Here is a 14,496-nt window from a genome sequence, read left to right on the forward strand (position 1 = left end):
CGAGTGCGGTTATTCGCCAGATGAACGAAGCTTGGTGAACGATCTCGACGAGACGGTCGTTACCAAAGACAACTACTTCGACAATCCTTATCCTGCGAATTGCGGCGAATGCGAAGGTTGGCATACAGTCGTATCGCGCGGCGGAAAGAATCTTTGCGTCCTCTGCCTGGATGTTACAGACGAGCTTGAATACTGCGGGTTTTGTAGCGAGGCCAGCACCGGCCCGCTCAAAGATAGTTACGCATTCGGGTGTAGCCAGTGCGAAGGAAGCATTGGTTGGCATGCAAATAAGGACGATTAACGGTCGTGGCCCTAAATGTGCTTTGCATGTCGCACGGCGTCATTAGCCAATTCGCGATTTGCGAGGATGTTTTCGACAACTTCGCCAATGCTAGTGTTGATTTCGTTGCGCGTCTTTAGGTCGCCTGTGCCGCCTTGACCTACCTTGCGAGCCTCGACCAGCGCGTAATTGAGGTTGCTTAACCGCTCCCACACATCACGAACGAGGCTTCGATGATCGTCAGGAAGCGAGCCAAAGAACGGGACAAGGTTGCCAGACTTGTACAGCGCGTCTAGCCCGTTCACATACTTAATGTCCTCATGCCCACCCGCCGCTTCGAAAGATCGCAGGAGCCGTGTGTAGTAGGAGATGACGCGCATGAAGCTGTCTGTCTCAACCACTTCGCGCTGTTGTTCCGCAAGAGCGATCTGAGCACGAGCATCTTCGATCTGTTGCCAGACCGCTCCGGCAGCCCACCATGCGGCGTACAATGCTCCGGCAGCAGCGATCAGGCCACCGGCTAAGTTTTCGTGAGCCGCCATCGCACATCCCAACCACTTCAGCGGAAGTTGCAGCGCGCATTTATCAGTGTGGGCACTGCTCCAGTTGTCAGCAATAAACAGTACGCCAACTATCGCGCCGATAAGCAGCGCAAAGAGCGCAATGCCCTCGTAGGGCTTACGAAGTGTTCCTGTTCTCGTCACGTTCATTGTGTCATTTTGGCTAGTACAGCGATTGCTGTCGAGCGGAATGGGGCCTTCTCCGAAGGTCCAGGGGCTTTCACACGCCGATTTGGTCGCGCAGCTAGTCCGCCAGAAGGGCTGCAACTTCAACTGCTCCCAGATGCTTCTTCTCCATTAGCGCCATCGCAAGGCGCTCAACCTTTACACGGTGCGCCGAGACAAGCTCGAATGCGCGCGCATGGCCTTGGTGGACCATCTTCGTTTGCTCAGCGTCTTCCAGGTCCTCCAGCAACTCCACCATCTTACCGTAGTCACCCCAGCCTGCTCCCTCGTGGGTAGGTGCATCGAAGATGTTTTGGGCCTCCAATCCAGCCGCACAGATGGCGAGTTGATCCAGAAGGCCAAGCGAGGCGTCCTCCGAGATATCCGCAGCGCCCTTGGCGTCGTCACCGTCAATGGCAATCTCAACGCGCCCAACAGCCAATCCCAAGGCCCAGGCAAGGACCGCGTGCCCAGCTTCATGGAATGCCGCGCCACGCTGGTCTCTCTCTGATTTCGACTGCTCAGTCTGCAAGGTTCAATTTCCGGAAGAGGGAACCGCACGTCTCTCTAAGTCAAATCTTCAGCTGGTTGTTCGCTTCGAGATAACTGAGGACTTGCTCCAAGGCTCGCATGATGTGCAGCTGGTTGGCACCAAAGGCATAATAGCCGGTCATGGCAACGTCGAGAGATAGCGGTCGATCGGACTTCACCTTGATCTTGCTCCCATCTTCTCCAAGCACGGTGAGTGGGTAGCGAAACTCTCGTCCTTCTCCCTCAAATCTTCCGCCCGGTCCCCAATTTTGCGTGCTCCCGTTGTAGCACTCATTTCCAATAATGCTTTCGAGCTTCCTTAGAAGGCCCAGTCGTTTCTTGTTCATATTGACGCTCAATGCTGGCAACGAGGCGTATGGTCGGCAGAGTGGACTTATGGCTTCCACTGACCATCGTGCTGGCGAGAGGTCAATGCGTCAAAAGTCCTGCGGAAGGACCATTCACTCGTGCGATGGAGGGAGGGACCCTTAGCTTGTTCAGCGCAGCCCAGGGACCCAGAGCTTTCACACGCCGATTTGGTCGAACAACAACGCGAGCTTTAGATGCCCTTTTTGAAGTCGGTTGGACAAAATCCGTGCCAATTCGCCCAGCCGCCAGGGACCCTAGCGGAGCCGGAGAGGCGGCCAGGGCAGCGAAGGCAGCGAGCGAAGCAAGTGCTGCTTCAGAGCACGAGAGGGCTCATGCTCTCGTTAGTGTTCATTGGAAATCAGGCCATCGCTTTCCGACAATGGGCCGCGCTATACCCATTGCACAGCGAGCGAAAACGCTTGGCATAACGCTGAGATGGCCGCCGATGCCGCAGCGAGCATGTTGAGGCGCGCGACCTTCCTCATGGCCCCGTAGAAAGCATCAAGACCGACCAGCGCTCCAAATCCTGAGCCGATTAGCGGAATATTCACGAACGCCGAAGCGCCCCAGAGGAACGCCGCCAGAAATGCGAAAGCGACACTTGCATTGGCCCAGTTGAGCAACGAAACGCTGTGCATTGTGACTTGTCCCTCTCTTTACCGTGCCAGCATCAGCTTGACTGCCGTGGGCGCATAAGCCGTGCCTGAAGCGGTCAGGTGACCAGCCGCTGCAAGCTCCGCAGATATCTCGCGCAGAGACCTCTTGCCACCCTTGGGTCTTGCCCGTGCCAGCTTGCGGGCCATCTTGACTGTCTCAGGCTTCTGCTCGGCAATCGACTTGCGCCCCTCCACCTTGACGCCTGTGCGGCGTTTACGGTCACGAGCACCCTTCAGCTTCGCCACCAGCATGGCCTTCTCGAACTCCGAGATGGCACCCAGGACTTGCCGGATCAGGCGAGCCGTGGGTGTGTCGTCCAGGAACCCCGTATTCGCAAATGCAAATCTCCAGGGGGCCTCGTTCTTCGGGTCACAAATTCACAGCGGCGACTTTCGTAACGCCGATCTAAGAGGCGCTAACTTCCGGAAGTGCGCGCTACACTCCGGGATGAAGTTCGACGGAGCGCTCGTGGACGAGGCCACTTCGTTTGACGAGGCGAGAGGCCCCCGAGAGTTGAGTAGACTGCCTGCATTCGCAGAACACTCATACGAAGCTGGGATGTTTCGCGCCTCCGTGAAGTCTGAAGGTGGCGCTATTTCAGTGACTGCACATCCCGCGGCTATGACGGCCACGCTACGCGCGGCAGGTGGCGCGTTTAGCATAACTTCGTTTGATTCTGGCGCGTTCCAGTCCAAAGCATTCAGCGATCTTGCTGCCGAAGGTTCTGCGCAGAGGATGGTGTCCAATCCTCGGCTATTCGTAGACTTGGCAAATCAAGCAGCTTCCTCGATCCAAAGCCAATTGCGACAACTGCGGGAAAAGATACCCAACGAGCCAGAGGCACTGAACGGCTATGAGCAAGTGCGCGATACCCTTGAAGGTCTCAAGACGGACTTTCTATCGCTCGTTGAGCAAGCCAGAAGCGTTGAACGAGCGGAAAATGTCTCAGAGAAGCTTAGCTTAGCAAAGACAGCCGTGGGTGCCGCTCAGCGTATGTGTGCGGGCTTCGTCGGTTGGCTTAACGAAAATGGTCCTCAAGCCGGAAGAGTTATTGCGGAACTAGGATTAGCGGGCGTTATCACAGGAGCTTTGACTTATTTCACAGGGGTTCCCCCAACGCTCGCATTCAGCGCCACTGTGGCCGCTTTGAAAGGCGAGAGCATATTGGAAGTCATCAAGTTGTTTGCTCCCGGCAACAAAGGCGAAGGCAAAAAAGAGGTTCGATAGGCGCACTGGCGGCGCGACCAATCCACCACAACAGGCATCAGGAGCGGTCGGCCCTGGAGGCGCGCGCAATCCCGGGTAAGCGCTATTCGTCAAGCGTGCGAGGTTACCTGACGTGGGATGAGTTGGAAGCCGACTTGTCACCTCCTAAGGATCAAGAATGCCTCTTCGTGCCGGTCTTCTCGCTGCTATCTCGCTCGCCCATGGGGCTGGGTGCTCTGTAAGCGCGCCATTGAACACCTTAAGGCGCAGGCATTGCGCCACTACCAACTCCAAGTCGCTGATGGGGTCATCGCCATATTGATCGTAGTATCTCGCATACTTTTTGGAATCGTACACATCCGGCGCTCCCCCGTGGATTACTGACCCTCGTAGTTCCATAAGATGCCTAAGGCGGTCCGCATCAACATGCGCCCCTAAGAGGCTGCGAACGCCAGCAAGTACAGACGCCGTCACATGACTTGCCTCACTGAAAATCGCATCCAGTGACATGCACAGGACCGGAAAGCGCTCGGACGGGTCTAGCGGCCAAGAGCGGTAGAAATATTCAAGTGCTCTCATTTGGCGTCGTGCGTTTCGCTCGTTAGAGACAATCTTGATAGCCAGGATGGCAAGCCAGCCTTCGTCGGCTTTTGTCAGCGCAATATCATAAGCGAGCGGGGGGGATATGCGTCTCGCCGCCTGAGTGTGTTGAACTGCCGCTTTGAGCTATCGTGAACCGGCCGCCGAAAACGGCTCTGCCTGTGAACAAGTGCCGTAAAACGGACGGCATAGTGAGAGCTAATGCTCCCAAGATGGCGCACTTCATCTTGTTGGATGCTTTGAAGGCCGGAGAAGTTATTCCGAGCCAAGCGCCCGGTCTCGGAGGTTGGAAGCGCGCGCTGATGGCATTTGCGAGGGGCGGGAAGATGTCACCCTGTAGTGCGGATGGCCGCGCGCCAGCGGGTATCTGATCCTGTAGTGCCGATGTCAGTGGGGCAACAAAAAAGAATGGCTCGGACCTAAAGCTGGCTTCAATGCGCAGAGGAACGATCGGAAACAGCGTCAGTTCGTTGCGTGGACTAAACAAGTCGGAAGCGGTCAATGCTCGAGCGAGCAAGAGTTTCGTCGCTTGGCTAAGTCGGTCGGCATAGCTCCCAGCAAATGGAGCCAATTCCGCTTCTTGAAAGATGTACCAATAGTTTGCGACTACGAAGCTCTGAAGCATACTTCGGATGTCGCCGATAGCGAGGTATTTTAGGTGCGCAGGGCCGCGCGCGCGGACGTGGAGTGCCGTGCGCACTAGCTTTGGACCATCGTAGTAGACGCGTGCGACTATGCCTGTCGTCAGCGGCGGGCTCGGTACTGTGATGAAGAACGATGCCTCGAAGTCGTACTGCTCAGCCGCCCTTGACATTGAAGCTAAGAGCAACTCCACGGCAGTATCGTGAATTGAGGAGGCCATAGGCCGCTATTCCCACTGATACCCCGTGAAACTGTCTGTGTCTGCGATACGTAGTTGCTGCTTCTCGCGGTGCGTTTGCCAACGTCCCTCGTATACAATTTCGATGTCTATGACCGCCTGATGCTTCCAAAATCCAGTGTCACCGACTTGTGTCGTGCCGAACGAGCACGTGGTCTTATCGTTGTTGAGTAGGACGGGAATAACCGCGTTGAAGCAGGCGAGCCATCTTTTCTTGTTGTCCTCTGTGGCATCCGGGCCGAGGGCCGCGGCCAACGAAGTAGGCTCCGCGATCAGTCTGATATTTTTAGCTGGCATCGCACCAGAATTAAGAAGAACCAAATCATAGCAGATAGCTACATTGCCTCCGGAGTGTGTCCTGACGGCCGCTGCAACCGTAGGCCGAGCGCTGCGCCGCCACACGTCGAGCGAAATAAGCAAGGAGCAGGTGGAAATGAGCAGAGCGATGAGCGGTACCATTCTTGATCTGGCCTCTGGAAAGATTTTCGCCAGATTATCATGGCTGCGGCGATAGCAAAGACGGTTTCTCTACCCTGCGTTGATTGCTGTTACCGATTGACTGCAAAAACCTACATTAGGTGAGGTCAACGACTCGTGCGAGCATGCTCATTGAGCCGTGGTGGTTCAGCAGATATCCGCGCGATGGGGGGAGGCGCATGACGCGGTTTGTCGAGATGCTTACACCCGTGATGACCGTTATGCAGTTCCTTGACGATATTCCGCTTAAGACAGGGAAGGCGGCATTCGGCATCCGAGCATCCTTCCACAGAGAAGGCTTCCTATCCTTCAATGCGCGCCTCCACCACATTCGCTTGCGTTTTGGGCAAAAGCCCCACGCTATCGGAGAAGGGAGGCTCCGCACGCCTCTCGATACGGACCCACTGACCAATGCACGCTGCGCGTGGTTTATCTCGCCTGACATGCCGGTCGTCGTTGACGCTTCCTTGCAGCGCGTGCCGCCTTCGGTGAAGCTCACGCGCGGCTCTCGCGTCCAAATATCGTTGGTCGTCCATATGATCGGACCGAACGCGCTTGGATTTCTTCCGCGCGGAGTGCAAATCCTTCATCTTGAGCCACCATCGGATGACCCAGACCTCCCGTTCAAACGCCATTAGGCTGGATACCGCTACGAGCCAGGGGCCGAGTAGCTTGCCGGTGGTAGCAAGGCATGGTAGCAAGGGCGAAGCAGCCAAGCTGATTTGTGCTGATTTTGCTTGGGCTTATTTCGGTGCGCTTTGCCTCCCCTAGGGAACGCCAGAAAACTCAGGTACTTAGGTCGCCATCAAGCCGCTTTGGTTGATTAAGACGCTGGTGAACAGCGGCGAACGCTTGCGGAATTTACTGCCGACGTTAGCAGATCACCCTCGGCGCGATGCCTCACTGTGGCTGGCGCATTCGCGAAAAGATTTCCTCGTCGCCCTTGGTCTCCGGAAATATTCAAACCGCCGCTGACGTGCGCTGTCGTACGCAAGCGCCCTCGGGTGTCCGCATTGACGTTGCTCGTCGCACAATCGACTCTTGTCCCGTCAAGCTTTGTGCGAATATGAGGGCTATGTGAGATACAAGCGACGGGAGAAAACTGGCGGACAACAGTCACAAGTCAGTCTATCCGCTCCGAAAGCCGCAGAACCGAGCTCGATGCCACTCGCAGCGGGTCACCTGCACGATTGAAGATGCATGCGAAGTAACCGGCTTGGGACGCACGAAGCTTTACGAGTTGATAGGAGCTGGGCGTATCGTCACGACAACGATCGGACGTCGGCGACTAGTAGTGGTGCGCTCACTTCTGGCGCTCCTTGACACCAACAGGTCGAACTAATGAATGTGCGACTTAGGGGGCAGCCCACTTTGAACGCGCCTTTCCTCATCATTATGATGACACGAACCGTGCTCACTTGGCCGGTCGAGCTCGGTCACCCACTATCGCATCATCCGCAGGCGCCCCTGCTAGAATTCGGCGGCATGGATATAGGTGCCATGGATCTCATTCGCCTCCTGATGCGCAAGTAACGTTTGATCGCATCCGCTTGCTACTTCCCGCTTTCGTGCAGGAGCGTTGACGCGATGGATCGCAGCCATGAATGGTCAAATCGATCTGCTCTCGGCGCAGCGACCGGCGGATTCGTGAGAATGATTTCGCCCAATGGGTCTGCGTTATCATCGATGAGTTACCGCCTCTGTTCTGAATGCGCGCGGAAGGCACTCGCACATCGCCGCGCGTTCTGCTCCGATCAGCTCAACCACCCATTTCAACAAAGAGGGCGGGACCCGCATCCGGGCAAGCCGGAGCGCGTTGAAGACCGCATCGGCGGTGGCGCCCTTACCCAATGCCGCCAGCACAGCAGGGTGGGTGAGTAAATCAAAAGAATTCCCAACGGTCAGGCGCGGATACCGTTCACCGCAGATTCGCGTTGCCTTCCGCTCGTCGATCAGGGTGATCGCTCCCTTCTCGACGCCATAAGCGATTGTCGCGGCTTCGCCGTCGTCGAGGGTTGCGTCGCCCCGCCCGATCACCAGATCCTCGAAATGGGACTCGGTGAGATCGTCAAGTTTCGCAACGGAGATAAGACCTGGCGCAACAAGCTCGGCGACCAGTTGCCCGTCGTTGCGACCATTGCGGCGGTCTTCGAGGAGTTCTCCCTGCACGACATCCGTAATGATAAAGGGATTCGGAATGGCTCTTAGAATGCGCGGCCCGCAGGCCGTTGCATTCAGATTGATCACGGTACTCGCATCGATCACAACCGGCGCCGTGGGGTCAATCAGGCATGAGAGCCCCATCGGCTTCGCTCCCTTCTATTTCCAGGCCATCAAACATGCGCCGCAGCTCGACACGGTTCAGATGGAGCATGCGCGCGAGTTGGCCTTCGCTGAGCATCCCACGGCGCCAGGCTTCGCCGGCGAGGAGCCCGAGCCGAAGCGTCGTCGGCCTGTCCGCATCCGCTTTATGAAGGTCGGGCCCCGAAAGATCGCCCAGCACCTGGACAGCCTGCTGATCGCTAATGCCGCCGTTCGCCTGAAACCAATCCCACGTTCCAGACTTCGCCAGCTTAAGTTCCTCCAACCGCCTGACGATCGCTTCACGTGACACGCCGAAGAAATGGGCGAGCACGATGACATGCCGCCGGGTCAGCTTTTCCGATCCGACAGTAATTTCCTTGAATTTTTGCATGACCGCGCGGGCGGGAGTCATGAAGGCTCTACCGAACGTGTTGGCGTAACGCTCCTCGCGGGAGTTTTCAGTGACGCCCTCTTCCAGCACCTCCGGCTCACGCCGCGTCGAAACCAGATGACCGAGCTCGTGGGCTGCCGTTTGAGCGCGGCGATCGCGCGGGTGATTGCCGTTAAGGAGGATGCAGGCGCCGAGCGCCTCGTCGTACGCGAATACGCCGGAGATTCCGCCATCGATCCGCCGGATGTAGACGCGCACACCAAGCTCAAGCTCCAGCAGCGTTACAATGTCGGAGATCGGGCTCAGGCCTAGTCCGAGCCGCTGCCGCAATTCGAGCGCGTCCTGCTCCGCCTGCGCTCGAACATCGCCGGGAAGAATGGGGCGTTCCGGCGGATAGTTGTGCAGTGGCTGAACGCCGAGGAGCTGTTCCAGCTCCGCCTCGGCACGAGCTAAATCCTCCAACTGCTTCACAGCGAGCTCGACCGCATCATCCTCCTGTTGGAACAATTTACGGAATTTGGGCGTGAGTTCCGCGTGGATCGCCTCCTGCCGCATCAGCTCGTTGATGGACGTTCGGTAAAGATTCGCGAGTTTGCGGAGCTCGTCGATGCGGACGCGTCGTTGCCCTTGCTCGATCGCAATCAGAGTGGTCCGCGACAGCCCGACGGATTCCGCTGCTTCCGCTTGCTTGAGCTTCACACGGTCGCGCGCTCCGCGGAGGCGCTCTCCGACTTCCACCGGCGGCATGGTATCAAGCAGACTGGTCATTGTCGGCCCACTGAGCAACGAATGACTGTGGTCCCAGAGAACTCATATAAGTCTTCCATTCTTTTTGGTGTTGGGAAAGCAGTCGGTCCAGCTTTGGCCGGATGACCGCTTCCGTCTCTCCAAGCGCGCGTGCCAGCTGAAAGGCGGCGAGACTGAGCGGCCGCTCTGCCGCGCGCGACTGCTTTAGATACGCGAGGTGATCGAGATGCAACGTGCCTGCGATTGCATATTGTTTTTGCGCGCGGGTCCTTTTGTTGAAACCTTCGGCGGCGCCCGCATCAAAAGTTGGCGCAGAGAGATTTTCCCAGACATAGGTATCTGCAGGTTCCGTGAGATCCGCCGCATGAACGCTTAGTCGCCGCAGCATGCAGGCCGCGCAAATGCCGCACTGGCGACGGTGATTGTCGACCGACACATGGCGGTTATCCTGCCAGCATGATCTCGTCTCCCACCACTCGGTATCCTTTCCGTTGCTCAGCGCCATGTACGCCTTGAGGGTTTCACCTTTGGTGAACCACAGGCGCGGGAATACGAAAGCAATGTCAACGCCGAGAAGGGCTTTGAAGAACGCCGTCATGTGTTTCATGAATCGGGGATGGTTGCGATAATCCTCATACGCTTGACCGACCGGAACAAGCGTTGGACCAAGCGCACCTTGTCCGCTCTCCGGCACGATGACCTTGCCCGCTTTGGCAAAATACGCGGCCGATCCGCTCAACACGGCAAATTTGAATCCGCGAGACCGGGCGCTTGATTCGACAAAGTGGGATGCGCCGGGCTTCACTTGGTATGGCAGCGCCATGAAAGGCTGCTTTCGGCCGAACGAATCTTTCGGTTGATCTTTCTTCTTTGATCCGAGCCGAACACGGATCAGCCGGCTGCCGTATTCCTCTGCCATCAACGCGCCAACCGCGCGGGAGTCGAGTCCGTCGCTAAAAGGAATGACCGCCTCGGCACCCGTTTCCAGATAGAAAAGTTCCTGTTCCGGTTCAGCGGCAGGCTTCTTACGCTTTATGAGGGTGACTTTCCATTGATCACCCGTCAGGAGCTCCAGTGCTTCATGCAAGGCGTCAGACACAGCCTTCTGATTCCAGACGTCTGGATCATGCACCGGCAAGCGCAGGTCAAAGGCACGGCCCCATCCCAAGGCTGGGCGACGTTGTATGCGATCACAGAATTCAACGGATGCAGCGAGCAGCATTAGATCGAATACGACCGGCTCCCATTTCGCAAAGAAATACGCCGCAAGATTATGCGTCTTGAAGATGAGGTTGGTATCGATCTCGCAAGAGATCCGGCCTGCGCGGGCGCGTCCGCCGGCTTCGTGCACATCGACCAAGAGTCCGGGCAGTTCATCGTCGTTCATGGCAGCCTCACGCCGTCTTCAAGCCCTTGCTGCTTGACGGATTGGGGTTGGGTAGCAGCGTCCAGACCCGACAGACGACGAGCGAGACCCGCAATCGGTGCACTCGCGACAGCGTCCTCCATCCGGTTTCTGACACGGGTCGCCATCGCTTCGGGGCTCTGCTTGCGCAGGTAATGTTCTTCCACTTGCCGGGGCCCCCGCGCGGCGCGATCGCGTAGGGCATTTTCAACACCGTCGCAAACCGCGTCGATGCCGAGCTTTCCACTCGCCGCAGATTGGATGACGTGATCGACGATCAGGCGCCGCATCGGGTATCCGGCAGAAAGATGCCGCCGCGCGGCTTCCAGTTCCACTGACTTATCTTGTCCGAACATATCGGTCTGCCGGGCGTCGCCCAGGATCGTTCGGATGGCGCGGACGACTTCGCCGCAGCCTTCGTCACGCCACGTCTCTTCCAGTGCAGGGACGACACGTCCGGCAACTTCGTCAGGCTCAAATGCAGCCTTGTGTGCCCACTCAGCAAACTTCTTCCAGGCGGGCGTCATGTTCAAACTTTTATACGGACCATCACTCATGGCGATCCTCCATGTCAAAAAAATATCATAAAAAATCTGACAATGTCAAATGCGGAGTTTAGGCCCGTTATGCACCGCAGATTCTGCGGGGAATAATCTTGCAGATGCGGCGAATAGCTCCCATAATCACCGCAAGAGGTGCGGAGAGTGCCGAAATACATCTACGAACAACCAGACTGGCCCGATTTCCGATGGAGTTCCGAGGCTCTGCCTCAACAACTTGCTGCAGTACGTCATCGGCAGGGACGGCTCATCGGCCGCATGCAGGCGCTTGGCTTTCCTTTGCGGGAAGAGGCGGTCTTAAAAACTCTGACCGAGGACGTTCTTAAATCCAGTGAGATTGAAGGCGAGATTCTAGACAAGGATCAAGTCCGGTCTTCCATCGCCCGGCGCTTGGGCATGGATGTCGGCGCGCTTCCGGCCACCGACCGCGACGTCGACGGCGTCGTCGAGATGATGCTCGACGCCACGCAGCGTTTCAAAGAGCCGCTCACGGACGAGCGGTTATTCGGCTGGCATGGCGCGCTCTTTCCGACCGGACGCAGCGGCTTGAGCAAGATCAAAGTCGGCGCATGGCGGGACGCGGCATCCGGTCCCATGCAGGTTCTCTCCGGTCCATATGGTCGCGAAAAGGTCCATTACGAAGCGCCCGGCGCCGATCGGCTCGATCACGACATGAAGGCCTTTCTCGCCTGGTACAACGCGGACGATAAACTTGATCCCGTTATCAAAGCTGCGCTCGCGCATTTGTGGTTCGTGACCATCCATCCCTTCGATGATGGCAACGGACGCATTGCACGCGCGATTGCCGACATGTCGCTTGCGAGATCAGAAGACAGCCCGCAACGTTTCTACAGCATGTCGGCACAGATACGGCTGGAACGAAACGCCTATTACGACATGCTTGAAGCAACGCAGAAGGGAGACCTCGATGTCACCTCATGGCTTGAATGGTTTCTCGCATGCCTCGATCGGGCGTTTGACGGCGCTGAAGCGGTTCTGGCGAATGTCTTCCACAAAGCAGAGTTCTGGAAGAACTACGCACAGGCGCCGCTCAACAAGCGTCAGCGCGATATTCTCAACCGTCTCCTCGACGGATTCGAGGGCAAGCTGACATCGTCCAAATACGCGAAGATCGAAAAATGCTCGGCCGATACGGCGCTACGCGACATCAGCGAACTGGTCGAACAAGGCATGCTGGTGAAGGACGAGGGGGGTGGCCGCAATACAAGCTACTCGCTCACGGAGATCAAGACTAATGACTGATCCGCGCACAACTGAGCCTTTTGAAGGCTGGGACAGTTTTTGGCATTTCCGGTCTGAATCCTCGCGCCACTCCTGCTCCGAGAAGAGTGAGCGTTTCCTTCGAGCTGTTTCCGATATTCTAATTGACCGGAACGTTTTAATTTGACTACGCCGAGGAATTTTCCTTGCTCATCGCTGAACATAATTCAAGTCGCGTCTCTGCTGATACGGCCCTTAAGGGCCCGGAGTACCTTTGTCCGAAATGCAAGAAGATCGTTATTCTGAAACGCGGGCGAATTGTCATCGCCCATTTCTCGCATAAACCACCGACCAATTGCAGTTGGGCACGCGGTGAAACCAAGGTGCATCTTGAAGCAAAGCAGATCGTATTCGATGGATTGCAGACCCGCGGCGTGACAGCGATGCTGGAATACGTCGTTGACACACTGCCCGGCGACAGACGCGCGGATGTAATGGCATGGTCGACGACAAACGTGCTCGCAATCGAGCTACAACATACATCGATTGGTATTCCAGAAATCGAAGCTCGCGCCAGCGCCTATTCGCGGGCGGGGATCGCGCAGATTTGGTTGCCATTTCTCGCAAGCACCGCCCTCTCAGCTTCGGAGCCAAGCTCGGGCGGGACGCGCTTCATAGAGCGGTACTCACCTCGACCATTTGAAAAATGGGTTCACGGCTTCGGCGGAGGCGATGGCATGTGGATGTATGTTCCGGACGAAAAAGCTTTTCGGCATGCCAAGATGAAGGGCCATCAGACTTATGTGGAATCGAGCAGCTGGTTTGGTGAAGGCGGCGAAGAAATGTCGGCTGGCGGGTTTAACAAATGGTCCAAGCGATACCGAGAGCTTACGCTCTCAAAGCCGTACAAGATTCATGAACTGCTGATATCGATAAAGCAGCGGACTGCCAGAAGCATGGCCGGCTATAATTGGCCTGCGGCGAGCGTCGCGAGCTTCGTGCCTCAATGATTTAATTTCCGTAAGATACATTAATCACTCTGCGAATTATTGCTTAAAGTCAGCTCTTTGACGAATGGTTGTTCCCATCATGAAATTCCAAACGCCGCATCCGGGTGTAGGGTTTGAAATTCCTGACGATTGGTGGCTCATCGCTGGCATGGATGAATTTAAATTATCCGGCGGCGGGTTCTTTCCGCCGAATACTCCGGATTGAGAACTTGTCCCGCTCGATCAGATCGAACCACCGCGACGTAACGCGACCACGCCTTTGTTCAGGAAGTATAAGATGGTGCCGGTCCTGTTTGCATTCATGTCGCCGGAGTGTGCGTTGCCACCTGTCGAACTCAACCCGGTCGAAGGCTCAGGCTGTTATCGATACAAAGTCCATAACGGCTTCCATCGGTACTATGCCTCTGTAGCGCTTCCTTGACCCTCCGACGGGGGTCGTCCCACGCGGACTGGTGGCAAATCGCACTGGCCGGAGCGGTTTGCCCCGCGTGGCGTAGCGTGTCAGCCGCGTTCGCTACTGCCAGCCCTTTGGCGACTGGAAACTGGGATTCAGGCAATACAGCTTTCACCATGCACACCTTACTTTGTGCTCTCCACCGGGTTGCGGCACCCGATTTCGAGACGTTTCCCGACATGCTCTGGTCCCGTTCCTCTTTCGAGGTCTCAGTCGTTTCCGACACCGGTAAGTCGGGCAAGTAAGAGCCAAACCAGTAGGCTCCATTCTTTCGAACACTCCCTTCTTCTTCACGCCACAACGGCGCACGCCATCCGGCTTCGATCCCTAGCGCAAAGACTGCGGAGCTCCTCGCCGGGGGCACTCGGGAAAGGGGCTCGCCTTCGGCGATCGCTATCACTGCCCCTGTCCCGGGTGCCTCTGTTAACCGGTCTCGTCGCTGCACTCGGACCCGCGTGCCCCTTCGGGTCGCTATGCTCACGCTCTCCGGGTGCCATTTCTGTGGGGCGATGCGCCATCGGCGCACGCCGAGTCAGGGCCTGCGGCCCCTACGCAGCCAAGGCCACATCCCATGAAGAAATGGGACGTAAGGTGGGCGTTCCGCAGGTTGTCACATTCTCTCACTCGCGAGCAAGCGGCGGGGCTTCACGCGTCGTCGTTTCCGCGCAAGAGGCTAAGA

At 57.0% G+C, this 14,496-nt stretch carries 17 protein-coding genes and 1 pseudogene; 8 read left to right on the forward strand and 10 right to left on the reverse strand.

Going from position 1 to position 14,496, the window contains the following annotated elements:
* On the forward strand, window positions 1–301 hold a 301-nt coding region (locus AC628_RS42450; protein WP_210190141.1), incomplete at its 5' end, for a hypothetical protein.
* Between the two features lie 11 nt (window positions 302–312).
* Here AC628_RS42450 and AC628_RS01215 read toward each other — a convergent pair.
* From AC628_RS01215 to AC628_RS01230, 5 genes are all read right to left on the reverse strand, one after another.
* Entirely contained in the window at window positions 313–990 is a 678-nt protein-coding gene (locus tag AC628_RS01215; protein WP_074124952.1) for a hypothetical protein, read from the reverse strand.
* 94 nt (window positions 991–1,084) lie between these two features.
* A complete protein-coding gene (locus tag AC628_RS01220) occupies window positions 1,085–1,537 on the reverse strand; it encodes an ATP-dependent metallopeptidase FtsH/Yme1/Tma family protein (RefSeq protein ID WP_074124953.1) in 453 nt (150 codons plus the stop codon).
* Window positions 1,538–1,577: 40 nt separating this feature from the next.
* On the reverse strand, window positions 1,578–1,883 hold the full coding sequence (locus AC628_RS42455; protein ID WP_143201378.1) for a hypothetical protein: 306 nt from the start codon (window positions 1,881–1,883) through the stop codon (window positions 1,578–1,580).
* Between the two features lie 411 nt (window positions 1,884–2,294).
* Window positions 2,295–2,543, reverse strand: coding sequence for a hypothetical protein (locus AC628_RS01225; protein WP_074124954.1), 249 nt, complete (start codon window positions 2,541–2,543; stop codon window positions 2,295–2,297).
* Window positions 2,544–2,561: 18 nt separating this feature from the next.
* Window positions 2,562–2,939: a recombinase family protein gene (locus AC628_RS01230; RefSeq protein WP_349510096.1), complete on the reverse strand. Its 378-nt coding sequence runs from the start codon at window positions 2,937–2,939 to the stop codon at window positions 2,562–2,564.
* Here AC628_RS01230 and AC628_RS46065 point away from each other — a divergent pair.
* Window positions 2,905–2,976, forward strand: a pseudogene (locus tag AC628_RS46065) (pentapeptide repeat-containing protein); the annotation flags it as partial. The gene AC628_RS01230 and the pseudogene AC628_RS46065 sit on opposite strands and share 35 nt — an antisense overlap.
* 144 nt (window positions 2,977–3,120) lie before the next feature.
* Window positions 3,121–3,789, forward strand: coding sequence for a hypothetical protein (locus AC628_RS01235; RefSeq protein ID WP_245320974.1), 669 nt, complete (start codon window positions 3,121–3,123; stop codon window positions 3,787–3,789).
* 1,447 nt (window positions 3,790–5,236) lie between these two features.
* Here the strand turns inward: AC628_RS01235 and AC628_RS01245 are convergent.
* The gene (locus AC628_RS01245) at window positions 5,237–5,707 is read right to left on the reverse strand and encodes a DUF8453 domain-containing protein (RefSeq protein ID WP_143201379.1); all 471 of its coding nucleotides are present in this window, start codon (window positions 5,705–5,707) and stop codon (window positions 5,237–5,239) included.
* A 197-nt stretch (window positions 5,708–5,904) separates the two neighbouring features.
* Here AC628_RS01245 and AC628_RS01250 point away from each other — a divergent pair, with 197 nt between their 5' ends.
* Window positions 5,905–6,363 (forward strand): hypothetical protein, encoded by a 459-nt coding sequence (locus AC628_RS01250; protein WP_143201380.1) that lies wholly within the window; start codon window positions 5,905–5,907, stop codon window positions 6,361–6,363.
* A 551-nt stretch (window positions 6,364–6,914) separates the two neighbouring features.
* A complete protein-coding gene (locus tag AC628_RS46070; protein ID WP_074124960.1) occupies window positions 6,915–7,067 on the forward strand; it encodes a helix-turn-helix domain-containing protein in 153 nt (50 codons plus the stop codon).
* A gap of 338 nt (window positions 7,068–7,405) precedes the next feature.
* Here the strand turns inward: AC628_RS46070 and AC628_RS01265 are convergent, their stop codons facing one another.
* Genes AC628_RS01265 through AC628_RS01280 form a run of 4 tightly spaced genes read right to left on the reverse strand, consistent with a single transcriptional unit; the run spans window position 7,406 to window position 11,129 of the window.
* Window positions 7,406–8,029: a PIN domain-containing protein gene (locus AC628_RS01265; RefSeq protein ID WP_074124962.1), complete on the reverse strand. Its 624-nt coding sequence runs from the start codon at window positions 8,027–8,029 to the stop codon at window positions 7,406–7,408.
* A complete protein-coding gene (locus AC628_RS01270) occupies window positions 8,007–9,188 on the reverse strand; it encodes a helix-turn-helix domain-containing protein (protein WP_074124963.1) in 1,182 nt (393 codons plus the stop codon). Before AC628_RS01270 ends, AC628_RS01265 begins: the two co-directional genes overlap by 23 nt.
* Window positions 9,172–10,554, reverse strand: coding sequence for a 7-cyano-7-deazaguanine synthase (locus AC628_RS01275; protein WP_074124964.1), 1,383 nt, complete (start codon window positions 10,552–10,554; stop codon window positions 9,172–9,174). The genes AC628_RS01270 and AC628_RS01275 overlap by 17 nt, the downstream gene beginning before the upstream one ends.
* A complete protein-coding gene (locus AC628_RS01280) occupies window positions 10,551–11,129 on the reverse strand; it encodes a hypothetical protein (protein WP_143201381.1) in 579 nt (192 codons plus the stop codon). The genes AC628_RS01275 and AC628_RS01280 overlap by 4 nt, the downstream gene beginning before the upstream one ends.
* 147 nt (window positions 11,130–11,276) lie before the next feature.
* On the opposite strand from AC628_RS01280, the gene AC628_RS01285 reads away from it, so the two are divergent.
* From AC628_RS01285 to AC628_RS45755, 3 genes are all read left to right on the forward strand, one after another.
* Entirely contained in the window at window positions 11,277–12,395 is a 1,119-nt protein-coding gene (locus AC628_RS01285; RefSeq protein WP_074124966.1) for a Fic family protein, read from the forward strand.
* Between the two features lie 164 nt (window positions 12,396–12,559).
* Complete coding sequence (locus AC628_RS01290; RefSeq protein ID WP_074124967.1) at window positions 12,560–13,363, forward strand: competence protein CoiA; 804 nt, start codon at window positions 12,560–12,562, stop codon at window positions 13,361–13,363.
* A gap of 79 nt (window positions 13,364–13,442) precedes the next feature.
* On the forward strand, window positions 13,443–13,568 hold the full coding sequence (locus AC628_RS45755; RefSeq protein WP_283806528.1) for a hypothetical protein: 126 nt from the start codon (window positions 13,443–13,445) through the stop codon (window positions 13,566–13,568).
* Window positions 13,569–14,496 lie beyond the last annotated feature (928 nt).

The organism is Bradyrhizobium sp. NAS96.2, from assembly GCF_001908235.1.
Classification (GTDB): Bacteria; Pseudomonadota; Alphaproteobacteria; order Rhizobiales; family Xanthobacteraceae; genus Bradyrhizobium.

Coding starts and splice junctions, on each gene's coding strand:
- AC628_RS01215 (WP_074124952.1), bottom strand. CDS start 990: ATGAACGTGACGAGAACAGGAACACTTCGTAAGCCCTACGAGGGCATT.
- AC628_RS42455 (WP_143201378.1), bottom strand. CDS start 1,883: ATGAACAAGAAACGACTGGGCCTTCTAAGGAAGCTCGAAAGCATTATT.
- AC628_RS01225 (WP_074124954.1), bottom strand. CDS start 2,543: ATGCACAGCGTTTCGTTGCTCAACTGGGCCAATGCAAGTGTCGCTTTC.
- AC628_RS01235 (WP_245320974.1), top strand. CDS start 3,121: ATGTTTCGCGCCTCCGTGAAGTCTGAAGGTGGCGCTATTTCAGTGACT.
- AC628_RS01245 (WP_143201379.1), bottom strand. CDS start 5,707: ATGGTACCGCTCATCGCTCTGCTCATTTCCACCTGCTCCTTGCTTATT.
- AC628_RS01250 (WP_143201380.1), top strand. CDS start 5,905: ATGACGCGGTTTGTCGAGATGCTTACACCCGTGATGACCGTTATGCAG.
- AC628_RS01265 (WP_074124962.1), bottom strand. CDS start 8,029: ATGGGGCTCTCATGCCTGATTGACCCCACGGCGCCGGTTGTGATCGAT.
- AC628_RS01270 (WP_074124963.1), bottom strand. CDS start 9,188: ATGACCAGTCTGCTTGATACCATGCCGCCGGTGGAAGTCGGAGAGCGC.
- AC628_RS01275 (WP_074124964.1), bottom strand. CDS start 10,554: ATGAACGACGATGAACTGCCCGGACTCTTGGTCGATGTGCACGAAGCC.
- AC628_RS01280 (WP_143201381.1), bottom strand. CDS start 11,129: ATGAGTGATGGTCCGTATAAAAGTTTGAACATGACGCCCGCCTGGAAG.
- AC628_RS45755 (WP_283806528.1), top strand. CDS start 13,443: ATGAAATTCCAAACGCCGCATCCGGGTGTAGGGTTTGAAATTCCTGAC.